Source organism: Acinetobacter sp. neg1 (assembly GCF_000788125.1).
Taxonomy (GTDB): domain Bacteria; phylum Pseudomonadota; class Gammaproteobacteria; order Pseudomonadales; family Moraxellaceae; genus Acinetobacter; species Acinetobacter vivianii.
Map to the genome: position 1 here is coordinate 189,807 of NZ_JSZD01000004.1, position 15,052 is coordinate 204,858.

The following is a 15,052-nucleotide window of genomic DNA, read 5'->3' on the forward strand; positions in this document are numbered from 1 at the left end:
ATATACAAATATATATACACATGTATAATAATTAACAAACAACCAGAGTAAAACTGCTCATGCAAGCAATTGAAAAGAGAAATTCTCTATTTAATTCGTTGGCTCAAAGTGTAATGAACAGCCATGACGCCAATTTTTGGTTACAGAAAATCAATCCATTGTGGTCAATCAATCAGCCACTTGCCAAAATCGTAAAAAAACAAAATGTGGCAAAGGATACAGTCAGCCTGATTTTACAGTGCAACCGTCATGTGGTACGAGGTGTGGCAGGGCAGCACCATCCTGTAACAGTTGAGATTGAAGGTCGTCATTACGAGCGTACTTATAGTCTGATGCAGATTGATGCAGATCACTTGTGTTTAACTGTTAAAAAAGTGGATCAAGGCCTGGTAAGTTCGTGGTTGGTTGAGCACAGCCAAACTGGTCATGTCCTCCGTTTGGGACAACCTTATGGTGAAATGCAACAGACCGTTGAGACGCCTCATTTATTATTGTTGGCAGCTGGCAGTGGTATCACGCCGATGCTGAGTCTGATTGAAGCCTTGTGCCAGTCTAAACAATTGAATACGCATACAGTTCAATTGATGTATTGGGTCAAGACTCAGGCAGACGCAGCCTATGTTGAATATCTCAAAGAAGTATCAGAAAACTTCTCTAATTTTAGTTATCAGATTTTTTATACCCAAGAACAAGATCAGCGTTTAAATCAAAGCCATGTGGATCAATTCACTACGTTAAGCGATACCACGGTTTATGCATGCGGGCCATCGGGTTTTGCAGCATCGGCGGAAAGCCTGTTTAAAGATGCCGCAGCACTGCAAACAGAAGCCTTTAGTTTGAGCCAGTTTGTGGAAGATAGCACTGAGACGGGTTTTATTAATGTGACCTTGACGCAATCGAATAAGACGATTGCGATTCCGAAAGGCCAGTCGATTCTTTCCAGTCTGGAGCATCAAGGCATTAAACCGAATCACGGTTGCCGGATGGGAATCTGTAATAAATGTGCCTGCAACAAGGCGCAAGGTGTGACCAAAAACCTATTGAATGGCGCGGCTAATAATGAACCTGCTCAGTTGCTAAAAATTTGTGTCAATTCAGCCCAGTCTGATCTTGTGATTGATCTATAAGAGAGAAATTGATTATGAACATGCCTGTTAAAATTGAATTTTTCAAAAATCCTAAAAATCGTGATCTTACTGCTGCCGAGTTAGATGCGTTTGCTCGTGAACTCGATCAAATTAAACAAGAGGTACTGGACGATATTGGCGAGAAAGATGCGAAATACATCCGCCGTGTCTATTCCACGATTCGTTATAGCAGCATGCTAGGTCGTGCCTGCTTATTTCTGGGCTGGTTTCCGCCAGCATGGTTAGTGGGCACAGGCTTACTCGGCTTTGCCAAGATCATGGAAAATATGGAACTGGGTCATAATGTCATGCATGGACAATATGACTGGATGAATGATCCAAAATTCAATGGTCAAACTTATGAGTGGGATACCGTTGGTACTTCTGATAACTGGCGCCAAACCCATAACTACAAACACCATACTTATACCAATATTAAGGGTATGGATGATGATGTGGGTTACGGGGTATTCCGTTTATTTCCAGAACAACGCTGGTCTAAATTCACCTTGATTCAACCGATGTATATCGTGCCATTTAGCTTATTGTTCCAGTGGGGCGTAGCGATCCAGAATCTGGAGTTGGGCAAAGTATTGTATAAGCGTAAAACCATTGCGCAATTTAAACGTGAATGGCAGCCTGCACAGAAGAAAATCCTCAAGCAAATGTTTAAGGACTATGTGTTCTTTCCTTTGATTGCTGGGCCTTCTGCAATTCCTGTATTTACAGGAAATCTGGTGGCAAACGGAATTCGTAATGTCTGGACCTTCAGTATTATTTTCTGTGGTCACTTTACCAAAGACGTCGAAGTGTTCCCTAAAGCTGTGTTGCAGGATGAAAGTCGTGGACACTGGTATATGCGTCAGATTCGCGGTTCATCAAACCTGACGGGTTCAGAAGCCTTTCATATTTTAACGGGACATTTGAGCCATCAGATTGAGCACCATTTATTCCCTGATATTCCTGCACGCCGCTACCGTCAGGTTGCACCTAAAGTACAGGCAGTCTGTGAAAAGTATGGTTTGAATTATAACAATGCCAGCTTTGTGAAACAGTTTGGTGAAGTGGTCGGGCGTATTTTTAAATATGCACTGCCATTTAAAAAGTAAACTGTTGAGTTAAAACAAAGCCCTGATTAATGTCAGGGCTTTGTTTTATCAGCCATGAAGGTTATTTATTTGGAAGTTTTTTCTTTAAGCCTTATCTACAATTGTTCATACTGGAAATCATTTGAGTATTCATTTATTAAATATTAAAAATCTATTGTCGTAGAGAATTATTGGCTAAGATCAACTATCCAAGTGTATTTGGGGATTATATAATATTGAGTAAATGTCTGATCAAGTAGATAGCATAATAGGACAAGAATAGATGGCATCACTTGGTAAAAATAAAAGGTTTACAGGCAGTTGTTTATGTGGGGCAGTGAGCTTTCAGTTTTCTGTGACAAATATCAAAATGATGTATCGTTGTTATTGTAGTCTTTGTCGTAAGCAGAGTGGGGCTGCATCGAATGCATCCACTTTTGTTCAAGCACAATCATTTCAATGGCAGCAAGGGGAACCATTCATTCAAACCTATATCAAGGATACTGGGTTTACCAGTTGTTTTTGCAAACAGTGTGGTTCACCTGTACCGAATGCACTGGCTATCAATCCAAAGATTATGTGGATTCCTTTGGGGCTCATTCTCGAAGAGTTTACACCTGAACTTGAGTTAAATTTTTGTACGAATTCGGCAGTCAGTTGGGCAAAAGCATCTGAAATACGAGTGGCATTTGATGAGCTGCCCGATTTGGTTGAATTGGAAAATTATTTTGCAATGAATCGATAACAGTTGCTGTAATTAAAAAACTTTGCGATGACATGTGCAAATAATGCAAATAAAAAGCCGAACTCAAAAGTTCGGCTTTCTTTTATTTAGAAATCATAAGAGGTTTGTAAGAAAATGGTTCGTGGTTGACCAACATATTTACCGCCCGTTGAATCTGATGAACGGGTATAATATTGCTTATCAAACACGTTCTTTATACCGCCTGCAATTTTTAAACCTTTAAGCTGATTACTAAAATCATAACCCGCGCGTACCGCAAAGGTTGAATAACCCGGGATATCACCAGTACGACCATCCGCGGTTTCTTCAATTTGATAAATATCACCTGGACCAGGGGCATGTTGTTTCGATTGGGCAAACATATCGGCATTGACCGACCAGTTGTCTATTTGATAAGCCATACCTAAATTACCTACATGGCGTGAGTAATAGGGAAGATCTTTACCTTCAAATTTTCCTGCTTCGGAGGTTGCTTTGGTAAAGGTATAGTTACCATAGACTTTGAAACCTTCCAGTACATCTGCAAGTTGTCCGAAATCATAGCTGATTCCAGTCTCAACGCCTTTATGACTGGTTGCACCTAAATCTGTCCAGATCCCTGTACCGATATTATCAGGTCGTTCCAGCATCAATTCTTTGTCAAAATCTAAATAGAAGACAGTCAATTCAGCACTTAGTCCATTGCCTAGGTACTTGGTGCCGATTTCATAGTTTTTAGATTTTTCTGGATGTAAGCCATCCAATGTCGTAACCGCAGTATTGTTACCATCAATTGTTCTGGTGGTGACCAACTGGTTATATTGTTGCGGACCAAATGAAACGCCTGCATTGGCAAAGATATTCCAGTTTTCGTTGGCTTTATAAAGTACCGATAAACTTGGTAAAAATTCATCTGATCTGATTTTTGGATGAACAGTATTGATTGCAACACCTTTTTGATAGGCAGTGAAATCATTATGCGTATCAATTGATTCGAAACGAACACCTGGAGTAATGATCCAATTGCCCATACCAAAACGGTTGTCAATATATACTGCATGTGCTTTGGTGCCACCTTCACTGGTGGTATTGGCAATACGTTCGCCTGGAGTACCTGTAATGGTATTGTATGAATCTGTACGTCCTGAAAACTCAGAGCTTTCTTCTTGTAAATAACGATAGCCAACAGTGACTTCGTTATCCATGCTGCCCCAGCTATAGGCACGTGAATAGCGGGGCTCAATCCCAAAATATTTATAGTCACGAGGGGAGTTGCTAATACGACTTGTGCCATTATCTGAAATAGATTCTAAATCGCTAGTACGGAAAGAGTCGACGTAATAGCCCAAGACTTCAAAGTTATTGAGTTCATCTTTATGGCTATATTTGACAGAAATATCTGAACGGCGGCCCGCGAAATAATTACGGTTTTGATTCGATTGATAAGGATTGTCGGCAAATTGTGTTGTAGTTAAACCTTCTGGCATTTCGCCACGGCCTTCATAATGATGAAGATTGACAGCAATTGCATCCTGATCGGTCCATTGGTAGGCAGTTTTTAACATGACATCATCGATATCAATTTTATTATTGGCTTCACGATAGCCATCACCTTTGTTACCCGAATAGAGTAAGGCTAAACCTAAGCCATTATCTAAAGTACCACCAATAAATAAATTAGGCGTATATTTGAGTTGATCTGTTCCTGTTGCAAACTCTGTGGTTAAGCCAACTGAGCCCGAAAAATCTTGTGGAATGGCACGTGTTGTGAAGTTAATGATTCCACCCACGTTCTGCGGTCCAAAACGGACAGAACCCGCGCCGCGAACCACATCTACAGATTCAATATTGCCCATCGACACAGGGGCCAAAGATAATTGTGGTTGACCATAAGGTGCAAAAGAAAGCGGGACACCATCCATAAGCACAGTAGAGCGAGGCGATAAACGAGAGGTGAGGCCGCGCACACCAATATTTAAAGAAACATCACTGCCGCCTGTACCATTGCTGTCCTGAACTTGAACTCCTGGAAGTTGTTTTAATGCATCACGAATCGAAGTGGTTGCGATTTCATCCAAGCGTTTACGATCAATAATGCTGCGTGCGCCTGCATGTTGCTGTACTTTTTCTGCATTGGCATTTTCCAGCCAGTTGCCTTGAGCTTTAACAGAAATCGTTGCAAGTGTTTGAGTCTCAACAGGGGATTCTTCATTGGCAAATGTTGTATGAGAAATTCCACTACATAGAATTGCAATGGCGAGGCTCAGGGTTGAGGGCTGAAATTTCTTAGATGCAGCAGAATTGGTGACAGGTTTCATAAGATGAGCAAATGCTGTAAATTTCCCCGAATCTTAATCGCTTATTTAAAGAAATAAAATAAGAACGATTATCACTTATAACTATGAGATGAGTTAAGTTTATTGTTTTTTTGCTAAAGATATTTTTGGCTATTTCAAACAACAAAAAACCGTGCTTAAGCACGGTTTTTTTGAAAAGACAGATTATTTAAACTGGATCGAACCATTGGCGCTTACGGTAATTTTTGATTCACCAGCAGCCATATCCTGTGCAGGTGCAGCTTCAGCCATCGCAAACTTAGCCATACCACCGCCACGCATCATCGGTTGTGGGAAATAATTACTGGTATTGAGATTCAAGCTGACCAGATTATATTGACCTTTATTCCATGCTTGGGTAATGGCTTGAGCACGTTGCTGGAAGTTTTTAGATGCTTCAATCATCAGCTCATTTTCAACTTTTTTACGTTGTTCGTCCGACACGGTAAAGTTGATCGACTGAGTCTGGAAGCTTTGCTGTAACTCACTGATCAGCTGACTTGCTGCCTTGAAGTCTTTACTTTCAAGTTGGATCTCAGCACGGGCACGCCATTCTTTCAGTTTATTGCTGTCATTGTCATAAACAGGGTAGGTGCTTTGTGTACCTGTTTCGACCTTGACCTGATTATATTTACGTGCAATTGCTTGCGCCTGATTCATTAGTTGATTGATCTGGTTTGATAGTTCAGCAGGTTGTTTGTTGCTTTTTTCAATAAAGAGTACGGCACGCATTTCATCATTTGCGACCTGACGTGAGGCATCTGCCTGAATATTTACAATGTTATAGTTCAAATTCTCTGTCTCATGAGCAAAAAGAGTTGGGCTGAGTGCAGCTCCGATCATCAATGTAGCAAGTGCTAAAGTACGCATAAAATTTTCCTTAGAATTTGATGTTGAAAATTTATTTTTTACAGATTTGATATTAAAAAGAACTGATGGTGAACTTCTGCATATTTTGTGGTGACTTTGTAAGGGATTAGCAGTGTTTTGCAACAGAAAATAAAATGAAAAACTTTAAAAATTAATTAATTAGATCGATTGATTTGACCATTTATCTAAAAATGGAAGTGGGATTTAAAAAAGCTTACTTTCTTCCGCTTGTCACATAGTATGATCATAATTCATCATAGTTATCGGAATGATACATTTTTTCAATAAGATTAGATGAATGTCAGGCATAAAAAGTGTTTATTTTCTTGCAAAATTAGGTATCATCTCGCTCCTAGTTGAAAGATATAAACAAGTGTCTACACTAGATTCTAAAAAGCACCGAGTCAAACGACCGCAAGTCACCAGACTTATTTCTTTCACCCATATCAGAGATGGTAATTCGATATGAGCGTTACTTCCGTAAATCCTGCCGCTAATGCAACCAACGAATATTATCTGACTCGCCAAAGTCAGATGGAATCAAATGTTCGTAGTTATCCACGTAAATTACCGTTAGCGATAGCGAAAGCACAAGGCTGCTGGGTTACTGATGTTGAAGGTACAGAGTACCTTGATTGTTTAGCTGGGGCAGGAACATTGGCTTTAGGCCATAATCATCCTGCGGTGATTCAAAGTATTCAAGACACATTGGCAAGTGGTTTGCCATTGCATACTTTAGACTTAACGACTCCTTTAAAAGATGCGTTTACTGAAGCGCTGCTGGCTTATTTGCCAGGCGGTAAAGAAGAGTATTGCTTACAATTCTGTGGCCCAACAGGTGCAGATGGTACAGAAGCAGCAATTAAATTAGCAAAAACCTATACGGGTCGTAGCTCAGTGATTAGTTTCTCTGGTGGCTACCATGGTATGACGCACGGCGCGCTTGCAATGACAGGTAACCTGTCTGCGAAGAATGCTGTGAATGGCTTAATGCCAGGCGTTCAGTTTATGCCATACCCTCATGAATATCGTTGCCCACTTGGTTTAGGTGGTGAAGCGGGTGTTGATGCTTTGACATACTACTTTGAAAACTTCATTGAAGATGTTGAAAGCGGTGTAACCAAGCCTGCTGCTGTCATTCTTGAAGCGATTCAGGGTGAAGGCGGTGTTGTGACTGCACCTGTAAAATGGTTGAAAAAAATCCGTGAAGTGACTGAAAAGCACAACATCGTTTTAATTTTGGACGAAGTTCAAGCTGGTTTCGCACGTTCAGGCAAAATGTTTGCTTTTGAACATGCAGGAATCGAGCCTGATGTTGTGGTGATGTCTAAAGCGGTTGGTGGTAGCTTACCACTTGCAGTATTAGGTATTAAACGTAAGTTTGATGCATGGCAGCCAGGTACACACTCAGGTACATTCCGCGGTAACCAACTTGCAATGGGTACAGGTTTAGCATCACTTCAAGTGATCAAAGAACAAAACCTTGCTCAGAATGCGCAAGAGCGTGGTGATTTCTTACAAGCTGAGTTGAAAAAACTGGTGCAAGAATTCCCATGTATCGGTAATGTGCGCGGTCGTGGCTTGATGATTGGTATCGAGATCATTGATGAGCGTAAACCTGCTGATCATATGGGTTCTCATCCTGCAGATGCTCAGTTGGCAGCAGCGATTCAAGCCGCATGTTTCAACAATAAATTATTGCTTGAGAAAGGCGGTCGTAACGGTACAGTTATTCGTTTACTTTGCCCGTTAATCATCAACCAAGACGAATGTGTTGAAGTGATTGCTCGCTTCAAGAAAGCGATTGCTGAAGCATTAAAAGCAGTACGAGGCTAATTCATGGTTGATTTTGCAGAACATCGTAAAGCGTTACTCTGCAATGATGCTCAATCTATTGCTGACTATCAGTCAGCAATGGGCGAGGCGGTAAATGCCGTTTCAGCATGGTTGCAAAATGACAAAATGTACACGGGCGGCAGCATCAAGGATTTGCGCGAAGCAATCTCTTTTGCTCCTTCAAAAGAAGGCTTGGGTGTACAGCAGTCATTACAACGTATGGTTGAGCTTTTCCTCAACAAAAGCTTGAAAGTACATCATCCACATTCACTTGCACATTTACACTGCCCAACCATGGTGATGAGCCAGATTGCGGAAGTGTTGATCAATGCAACCAACCAATCAATGGACTCATGGGATCAAAGCCCAGCGGGTTCTTTGATGGAAGTACAGTTGATTGACTGGCTTCGTCAAAAAGTTGGTTATGGTGCAGGTCAGGCGGGTGTGTTCACTTCTGGTGGTACGCAATCAAACCTGATGGGCGTATTACTGGCACGTGACTGGTGCATCTCGAAAAACTGGAAAGACGAAAATGGCAAGCCATGGTCTGTTCAGCGTGATGGGATCCCGGCAGATGCAATGAAAAACGTCAAAGTCATCTGTTCTGAAAATGCACACTTCTCTGTGCAAAAGAACATGGCGATGATGGGCATGGGCTTCCAGTCTGTTGTGACTGTGCCTGTGAATGAAAATGCACAAATGGATGTCGATGCACTAGAAAAGACTATGGCGCATCTTCAAGCCGAAGGCAAAATCGTCGCGTGTGTTGTTGCAACTGCGGGTACGACAGATGCTGGTGCGATTGATCCACTCAAGAAAATCCGTGAAATTACCACGAAGTATGGTTCATGGATGCACATTGATGCAGCTTGGGGTGGTGCACTAATTCTTTCAAATGACCATCGTGCAATGCTAGATGGTATTGAATTATCAGACTCAATCACGCTTGATTTCCATAAGCATTATTTCCAAAGCATTAGCTGTGGCGCTTTCTTGTTGAAAGACGAAGCAAACTATCGCTTTATGCATTATGAAGCAGAATATCTTAACTCTGCTTATGATGAAGAACACGGTGTGCCTAACCTTGTATCTAAATCATTGCAAACGACTCGTCGTTTTGATGCATTGAAATTATGGATGACAGTTGAAGCATTAGGCGAAGAGCTTTATGGTTCAATGATCGATCATGGTGTGAAATTAACACGTGAAGTTGCTGATTATATTAAAGCAACAGCAGGTCTGGAATTGCTGATTGAACCACAATTCGCTTCAGTTCTGTTCCGTGTCGTACCAGAAGGTTACCCTGCTGAATTCATCGATAGCTTGAACCAGAACGTTGCAGATGAATTGTTTGCACGTGGTGAAGCGAATATTGGTGTGACTAAAGTTGGTAATCTTCAATCATTGAAAATGACCACTTTAAGTCCGGTTGCAACGCTTGAAAACGTTCAGAACTTGCTGGCACTTGTGCTTACAGAAGCTGATCGTATTAAAGATGCAATTGCTGCGGGAACTTATGTTCCAGCGATTGATTAATTTCAGTCTGGCAGATACATCGAAATAAAAAAGAAGTCCATTCAGGGCCTCTTTTTTATTTCGGATTAAAATTAAATTTCAGCATAGATTAGGCCGCAAACATTGGATTAAATCCCATTTTCCTTAGAAGTCGGCGATACATGCTTGAGCTACGATCTGCGGGAAAGTGAGCTTCCATCGATAAATCCAAAGGCAGATATTCAGGTTTCTGTGTTTCGACAATGAGTCGATCTTCTTCAAAAATTTGCAAATTAAAGGTATAGGCATCCTCAACAGGTAAGTCTTTGTCATAATTACGGCAGATTGGTGCAAATAGCCGAGTTTGTCTGGCGCTTACGGGAGATGCGGCATTCATGATCACCTGTTTGCTTTGATTCGGGAAATGGATGGTGAGCGTTGCAGTAAAAGGCAGGCTGATTTCAAAATGTCGGAGCCAGTTAAAATTGTCTTGCCCACGTTGCTCTGTTCCGATCGGATAGCGACCGATACTGCTGATATAATCCGCACTGAATCCATAACTGGTTTCTGTGGTGCTATAGTCTGGCACTTCAACATCGTCAGGGTCGCCAAAAGTATCAGGATGGACCCAAGCAAAATGAGCGACATCAATAAATCCTTCTAGCTGACGACCTGCAAAACAATTCAGATCTACAAACGGACATACCAGTTGCTGATAGTCTGAATCATCCCAGTACGGCATGTCAGGAATGACAGGTTTATCATCAGGCCCAGCTGCTAAACAGCACCAGATCAGTCCATACTTTTCAGTGGCAGCATATGTTTTTAAATGGAAACGATCAGAGATTTTATGCTGGGGATGCGCTGGAATACGGTTGCATTTACCTTCATGCCCAAAGCGTAATCCGTGATAGCGACACACAATGCCTTGCCCGTCATGGCGGCCTAAGCTGAGGGGAACCCCACGATGTGGGCAAACATCTTTTGCAACAATGAGTTCATCTCCCATTTTGTAGATGACCAATGGCATATCGAGCAACATGGCTGCCGTTGGTTGTTCCGAAATATCACGGGCGAGCGCAATCGGGTACCAGTGCTGAGCAAGCAATTGCCAATCATGCTCTGAAAAAGTCATATGCACGGGTAAATCTATAGGATTAAAGCTTGCGATCACTTTGCTGTTCATCTTCTTATCTTCTGGCTCATTTGTGTTGAATATAACTAAGCCAGCCGTTCTAAGAAATTTCAATTAATTGAATGATGTGTTGCTACTTTTAGAACACTGGATCTGAACTTAAATTATGCAGTTAGGGTTGGAGATAGGCTGTTATTGATATGACACATGAATATTCATTGAGCCTCGTTTTCATATCAATCATGTCTACAGCCGATACGATGGTTTTTTATGATAACTCAGTAGAGAAATGTAGCTGTTATGCACAAACTGTGCATTTTGAATCTGAATCAGAAATAATTATGCATAAACTGTGGTGCACAAATTCCATATTGTAGTGATAGATGCTCAATATTTTGATGGATAGATGTCATCCATTTTGTACTTACGGCCTATAGCGTAGGTTAGATAAGACAAAAAACATGATTACAATGAACAGAAGGAACAAGGCATGCAACAATTGAATATGCAAAACGAATTTAAACTCATTATTGACGGTCAATCTTGTTTAGGTGAACAAGGTGAACTTGATATTATTAATCCTGCAACAGGCACGGTTGCAGCAAGTTGTGCCAAAGCTTCTGTTGCTCAGGTGAATCAAGCGATCGCTGCGGCAAAGCAAGCATTTAAAAGCTGGCAGCGTTGTCCGCATGAAGAACGTAAAAATATACTCAACAAAATTGCCGATGGTATAGAAAAGCACGCTGAAACTTTGGCTGAATTGGTAGTATTGGAACAAGGTAAGCCATTGGCATTGGCACAAATGGAAGTGCAGGGTGCGATTGGCTGGACACGTTATACTGCAAGTCTGGACTTACCCGTGGATGTCTTGGAAGATAGCGAGCAGAAACGTATTGAGCGTCATTATCAGCCTTTAGGTGTGGTTGCTTCAATCACGCCGTGGAACTGGCCGCTGATGATTGCCGTCTGGCATATCATGCCTGCTTTACGTGCAGGTAATGTGGTCATCAATAAACCATCTGAATTTACACCTTTAGCCACTTTAAAGCTGTGTGAAATCATTCAGCAAGAAGTGCCAGCAGGTGTTATCTCGATTGTGGTGGGTGATGGGGAAATAGGTGAAGCACTATCAACCCATCCAGACGTACAAAAGGTTGTTTTTACCGGTTCCACCAAGACTGGCCAACATATTATGTCTGGTGCAGTAAAGACCTTAAAACATTTAACGCTAGAGCTTGGCGGTAATGATGCGGGTATCGTATTACCAGATTCAGATCTCGACCAGATTGCCCAACGTATTTTTAACGTCGCATTTTTAAATGCAGGGCAAACCTGTGCTGCCTTAAAACGTCTATATGTACATGAAAGCCAATATGATGCTTTAGCACAGAAACTTGCTGATATTGCCAATGCGCAGATCGTGGGTGATGGCATGGCATCTGAAACGACCTTTGGGCCAGTACAAAACCAGTTGCAATATCAGAAAGTTAAAGCTTTGATCGCTGATGCGATTGCGCAGGGCGCGAAGGCTTTATCGGGTGATCAAGCATTACCTGAACAGGGCTATTTTATTGCACCGACTATTCTCACAGGACTGGATGAAACATGCCGCGTGGTGCAAGAAGAGCAGTTTGGCCCAGTGTTGCCGATTCTAAAATATACCAGCATTGATGATGCGATCGCGCGCGCCAATGCGAGTGAATTTGGATTGGGTGGATCCATCTGGTCGAGTGATCTGAAAGCCGCCCAATTCTATGCAGCACAACTAGAATGCGGCACAGTCTGGATCAATACTCATGCTGAAATTGTACCGCATGCACCTTTTGGTGGTTGGAAAATGTCTGGTGTCGGTGCCGAATTTGGTATGGAAGGGTTAATGGAAAATACCATTGGGCAAACGCTGCATATCAATAAAGTTTAAGTTTTTTATAATTTTAAGGCGGATTCGATATCCGCCTTTTTCTTTTTATTGATGCTCGCTATCGCTCGACCTAAGTCGCAGGGTGATAGCTATGGCTTTTGGCTTTACTCATGAAATGATTCTGTTCCTTGATTTTTTTTAGCACAATGTAAGATTTAATATGTCCAATAAAACCATAAGACAGCAGCCGCTCTGTGACAAACTGGGAAAGCTGTTCCAGATTTTCCGCCACCACTTTTAAAATAAAATCGGCATCGCCACTAATTGAAAAGGCATCCTGAATATTGTCTTCTGCCTCAATCAAATCCTGAAATGCTTGTTGTGACTTGGCTTCATGGATGCGCAGATTAATATGGATCATCGCTGTCACCTCCAAACCTAAAGCCTGTTGGTGAATGCGCGCAGCATAGCCTAGAATCACGCCTTTTTGTTCCAGTAGCTGCCGCCGTCTGGAACACTGGGAAGCAGATAAACCGATTAAATCTCCCACTTCCTGATTGGTGAGCCGTCCATTCTTTTGTAATGCCTGAATGATTTGCCAGTCGAACTTATCCATTGCATAAAATCCTTTTATGATACACAAATATTGTATTTTTATTAAAATGCGTTTTCATTATGCACGAAATCTAAAAGGTAGATGAAATATTATTTTTCTATGGAATAAAAATGGCCTCAAAGGATATAGAGTGATGTTCATAGAAATTGGTGACTTTTTAAATCTTCGTCTTAAGCAAATGGGTATCCTGTACCTCTTTGGCGTACCTGGTGATTTTAACCTTTCCTATCTCGAACAAGTTGAAGCGGATTCACAACTCGAATTTATTGGCAATTGTAATGAATTAAACGCTGCCTATGCAGCAGACGGTTATGCACGGATCAACGGTTTTGCAGCCTTGACCACTACTTATGGTGTCGGTGATTTAAGTGCGATTAATGGTATTGCAGGAGCTTATGCCGAAAATGTACCTGTGGTGCATATCTCGGGTATTCCACCGTTGCATGTGGTTCAGAAGGGCACTTTGGTACATCACACACTGGTGGATGGTAATTACGACAATATCATGAACTGTATGAAAGAGTTCACTGTGGCACAGACGCGTTTAACGCCTGCCAATGCTGCATTTGAAATTGATCGTGTGTTACGTCAGTGTTTTCTTGATCATCGTCCAGTTCATATCCAGTTACCGTCAGATATTACTCATGTCAAAATTGAAGTGACAGATCGCCCGTTGGATTTGTCTTACCCTGCGGTCGAGCCAGAGCTGCTACAAAGTGCTGTGGCGAAGCTATGTGAAGTGATTGGTTCTGCTAAAAATCCAGCATTGTTAATTGATAATGAAGCGTCAGTATTTGGGGTGACCTCATTGCTGAATGATTTATCGCAGAAATGTTCGATTCCTTTTGCCAGCATGCTCACGGCGAAAAATATTATGGACGAAGATTCACCACGTTATGTGGGGACGTATGTTGGTGGCGCAAGCCAGCCGAATGTTCGTAGTACCATTGAGCAATCCGACTGCCTGATTGGTGTTGGGGTACGTTTTTCTGATGTGGGGACGGGCGTTTTTACCCATCAGATCGCTACCGAAAATTATATTGAAATCAAACCCTATGCCTTGACGATTTTCGGTCAGGATTATCCGGGCATTGAGATTGGACAACTATTGGTTGAACTGAATAAGAAAGTTGCGCCACGCAAACTCATCAAACCCATTCTAGAAAAACAACAACCCCAAGTCATCGATGTTCCTGAACAGCAAAAGCTCAGTCAAGACATTCTCTGGAATGCGGTCGCTGATTTTCTTAAAGAAGATGATGTCATTATCGGAGAGGTCGGTACTTCGAACTCAGCTTTGGCAGGCTTAAAGCTACCTGCAACAGCTAAATATATTGCCCAGCCACTTTGGGGTTCGATCGGTTATACCTTACCAGCTTTACTCGGCAGTTTATTGGCTGCACCAGAACGTCGTCAGATTCTGTTTATTGGTGATGGTTCGTTCCAGTTAACCGTACAGGAGCTTTCCACCATTATCCGTCATGGGCTTAAACCCATTATCTTCTTATTGAATAATGGCGGCTATACCATCGAACGTTTGATCATGGGGGAAAATGCAGCCTATAACGATATTCAAAACTGGCACTATACCGAAATCCCAGGTGTCTTTAATGGCAAACATCAATATAAGAGCTGTGTGGTTGAAACAGCCGGCCAACTTAAGCAGACCTTGGACACGATGCATCAGTTTGATGGTCTGACTTTTATCGAATTAAAGCTTCCCGCAATGGATGCGCCATTGAGCCTGAAGAAGTTTGCTTCGGTGATTGCACGCTTTGACTATGGGGATCGTGGCTATGAAATTCTCAAGCAGCGTTCTCAAAAGATCCCCTATCAAAAAGTGATTTCGTTCTAGTTCATTGAGAAGACAGGAAAGTCTTCAAATTTATAAATTGATAAGAAAGCGAATGAGATTCGAAGCTAAATGATTGGCTTCGGATCTAACGCTGCATAAAGGTGTACAGG

Annotated in this window: 11 protein-coding genes; 7 read left to right on the forward strand and 4 right to left on the reverse strand. The window is 41.8% G+C overall.

Features of this window, described 5'->3' with window-relative positions:
* Window positions 1-59: 59 nt before the first annotated feature.
* From PJ15_RS00860 to PJ15_RS00870, 3 genes are all read left to right on the forward strand, one after another.
* Window positions 60-1,127: a ferredoxin reductase gene (locus PJ15_RS00860; RefSeq protein WP_047426846.1), complete on the forward strand. Its 1,068-nt coding sequence runs from the start codon at window positions 60-62 to the stop codon at window positions 1,125-1,127.
* A 14-nt stretch (window positions 1,128-1,141) separates the two neighbouring features.
* Entirely contained in the window at window positions 1,142-2,236 is a 1,095-nt protein-coding gene (locus PJ15_RS00865; RefSeq protein ID WP_004770259.1) for a fatty acid desaturase family protein, read from the forward strand.
* A 262-nt stretch (window positions 2,237-2,498) separates the two neighbouring features.
* Window positions 2,499-2,960 carry a GFA family protein gene (locus PJ15_RS00870; RefSeq protein ID WP_047426850.1) on the forward strand — a complete coding sequence of 154 codons (462 nt, stop codon included), beginning with the start codon at window positions 2,499-2,501 and terminating at the stop codon, window positions 2,958-2,960.
* 86 nt (window positions 2,961-3,046) lie between these two features.
* Here PJ15_RS00870 and PJ15_RS00875 read toward each other — a convergent pair whose 3' ends face one another.
* Window positions 3,047-5,257, reverse strand: a complete 2,211-nt coding sequence (locus PJ15_RS00875) for a TonB-dependent receptor family protein (RefSeq protein ID WP_047426851.1) — start codon at window positions 5,255-5,257, stop codon at window positions 3,047-3,049.
* 183 nt (window positions 5,258-5,440) lie between these two features.
* The gene (locus PJ15_RS00880; protein ID WP_047426854.1) at window positions 5,441-6,145 is read right to left on the reverse strand and encodes an SIMPL domain-containing protein; all 705 of its coding nucleotides are present in this window, start codon (window positions 6,143-6,145) and stop codon (window positions 5,441-5,443) included.
* A 465-nt stretch (window positions 6,146-6,610) separates the two neighbouring features.
* Here PJ15_RS00880 and PJ15_RS00885 point away from each other — a divergent pair, with 465 nt between their 5' ends.
* Both PJ15_RS00885 and PJ15_RS00890 read left to right on the forward strand, forming a co-directional pair.
* Window positions 6,611-7,981 (forward strand): diaminobutyrate--2-oxoglutarate transaminase, encoded by a 1,371-nt coding sequence (locus tag PJ15_RS00885; RefSeq protein WP_005258952.1) that lies wholly within the window; start codon window positions 6,611-6,613, stop codon window positions 7,979-7,981.
* A gap of 3 nt (window positions 7,982-7,984) precedes the next feature.
* The gene (locus tag PJ15_RS00890; RefSeq protein ID WP_047426857.1) at window positions 7,985-9,517 is read left to right on the forward strand and encodes a pyridoxal phosphate-dependent decarboxylase family protein; all 1,533 of its coding nucleotides are present in this window, start codon (window positions 7,985-7,987) and stop codon (window positions 9,515-9,517) included.
* A gap of 88 nt (window positions 9,518-9,605) precedes the next feature.
* Here the strand turns inward: PJ15_RS00890 and PJ15_RS00895 are convergent, their stop codons facing one another.
* Window positions 9,606-10,661 carry an aromatic ring-hydroxylating oxygenase subunit alpha gene (locus PJ15_RS00895; protein WP_047426859.1) on the reverse strand — a complete coding sequence of 352 codons (1,056 nt, stop codon included), beginning with the start codon at window positions 10,659-10,661 and terminating at the stop codon, window positions 9,606-9,608.
* A gap of 439 nt (window positions 10,662-11,100) precedes the next feature.
* Here PJ15_RS00895 and PJ15_RS00900 point away from each other — a divergent pair, with 439 nt between their 5' ends.
* Window positions 11,101-12,531, forward strand: coding sequence for an aldehyde dehydrogenase family protein (locus PJ15_RS00900; RefSeq protein WP_047426862.1), 1,431 nt, complete (start codon window positions 11,101-11,103; stop codon window positions 12,529-12,531).
* A 70-nt stretch (window positions 12,532-12,601) separates the two neighbouring features.
* On the opposite strand, the gene PJ15_RS00905 is transcribed toward PJ15_RS00900, so the two are convergent.
* Entirely contained in the window at window positions 12,602-13,087 is a 486-nt protein-coding gene (locus PJ15_RS00905) for an Lrp/AsnC family transcriptional regulator (RefSeq protein WP_004770243.1), read from the reverse strand.
* 133 nt (window positions 13,088-13,220) lie between these two features.
* Between PJ15_RS00905 and PJ15_RS00910 the strand changes: the two genes are divergently transcribed.
* Window positions 13,221-14,942, forward strand: a complete 1,722-nt coding sequence (locus tag PJ15_RS00910; RefSeq protein WP_047426870.1) for an alpha-keto acid decarboxylase family protein — start codon at window positions 13,221-13,223, stop codon at window positions 14,940-14,942.
* Window positions 14,943-15,052: the final 110 nt, after the last annotated feature.

What these genes read in the sequence shown, in the direction of transcription:
- PJ15_RS00890 (WP_047426857.1), top strand. Translation starts at nt 7,985, where the DNA reads ATGGTTGATTTTGCAGAACATCGTAAAGCGTTACTCTGCAATGATGCT.
- PJ15_RS00870 (WP_047426850.1), top strand. Translation starts at nt 2,499, where the DNA reads ATGGCATCACTTGGTAAAAATAAAAGGTTTACAGGCAGTTGTTTATGT.
- PJ15_RS00895 (WP_047426859.1), bottom strand. Translation starts at nt 10,661, where the DNA reads ATGAACAGCAAAGTGATCGCAAGCTTTAATCCTATAGATTTACCCGTG.
- PJ15_RS00910 (WP_047426870.1), top strand. Translation starts at nt 13,221, where the DNA reads ATGTTCATAGAAATTGGTGACTTTTTAAATCTTCGTCTTAAGCAAATG.
- PJ15_RS00905 (WP_004770243.1), bottom strand. Translation starts at nt 13,087, where the DNA reads ATGGATAAGTTCGACTGGCAAATCATTCAGGCATTACAAAAGAATGGA.
- PJ15_RS00865 (WP_004770259.1), top strand. Translation starts at nt 1,142, where the DNA reads ATGAACATGCCTGTTAAAATTGAATTTTTCAAAAATCCTAAAAATCGT.
- PJ15_RS00860 (WP_047426846.1), top strand. Translation starts at nt 60, where the DNA reads ATGCAAGCAATTGAAAAGAGAAATTCTCTATTTAATTCGTTGGCTCAA.
- PJ15_RS00880 (WP_047426854.1), bottom strand. Translation starts at nt 6,145, where the DNA reads ATGCGTACTTTAGCACTTGCTACATTGATGATCGGAGCTGCACTCAGC.
- PJ15_RS00875 (WP_047426851.1), bottom strand. Translation starts at nt 5,257, where the DNA reads ATGAAACCTGTCACCAATTCTGCTGCATCTAAGAAATTTCAGCCCTCA.
- PJ15_RS00900 (WP_047426862.1), top strand. Translation starts at nt 11,101, where the DNA reads ATGCAACAATTGAATATGCAAAACGAATTTAAACTCATTATTGACGGT.
- PJ15_RS00885 (WP_005258952.1), top strand. Translation starts at nt 6,611, where the DNA reads ATGAGCGTTACTTCCGTAAATCCTGCCGCTAATGCAACCAACGAATAT.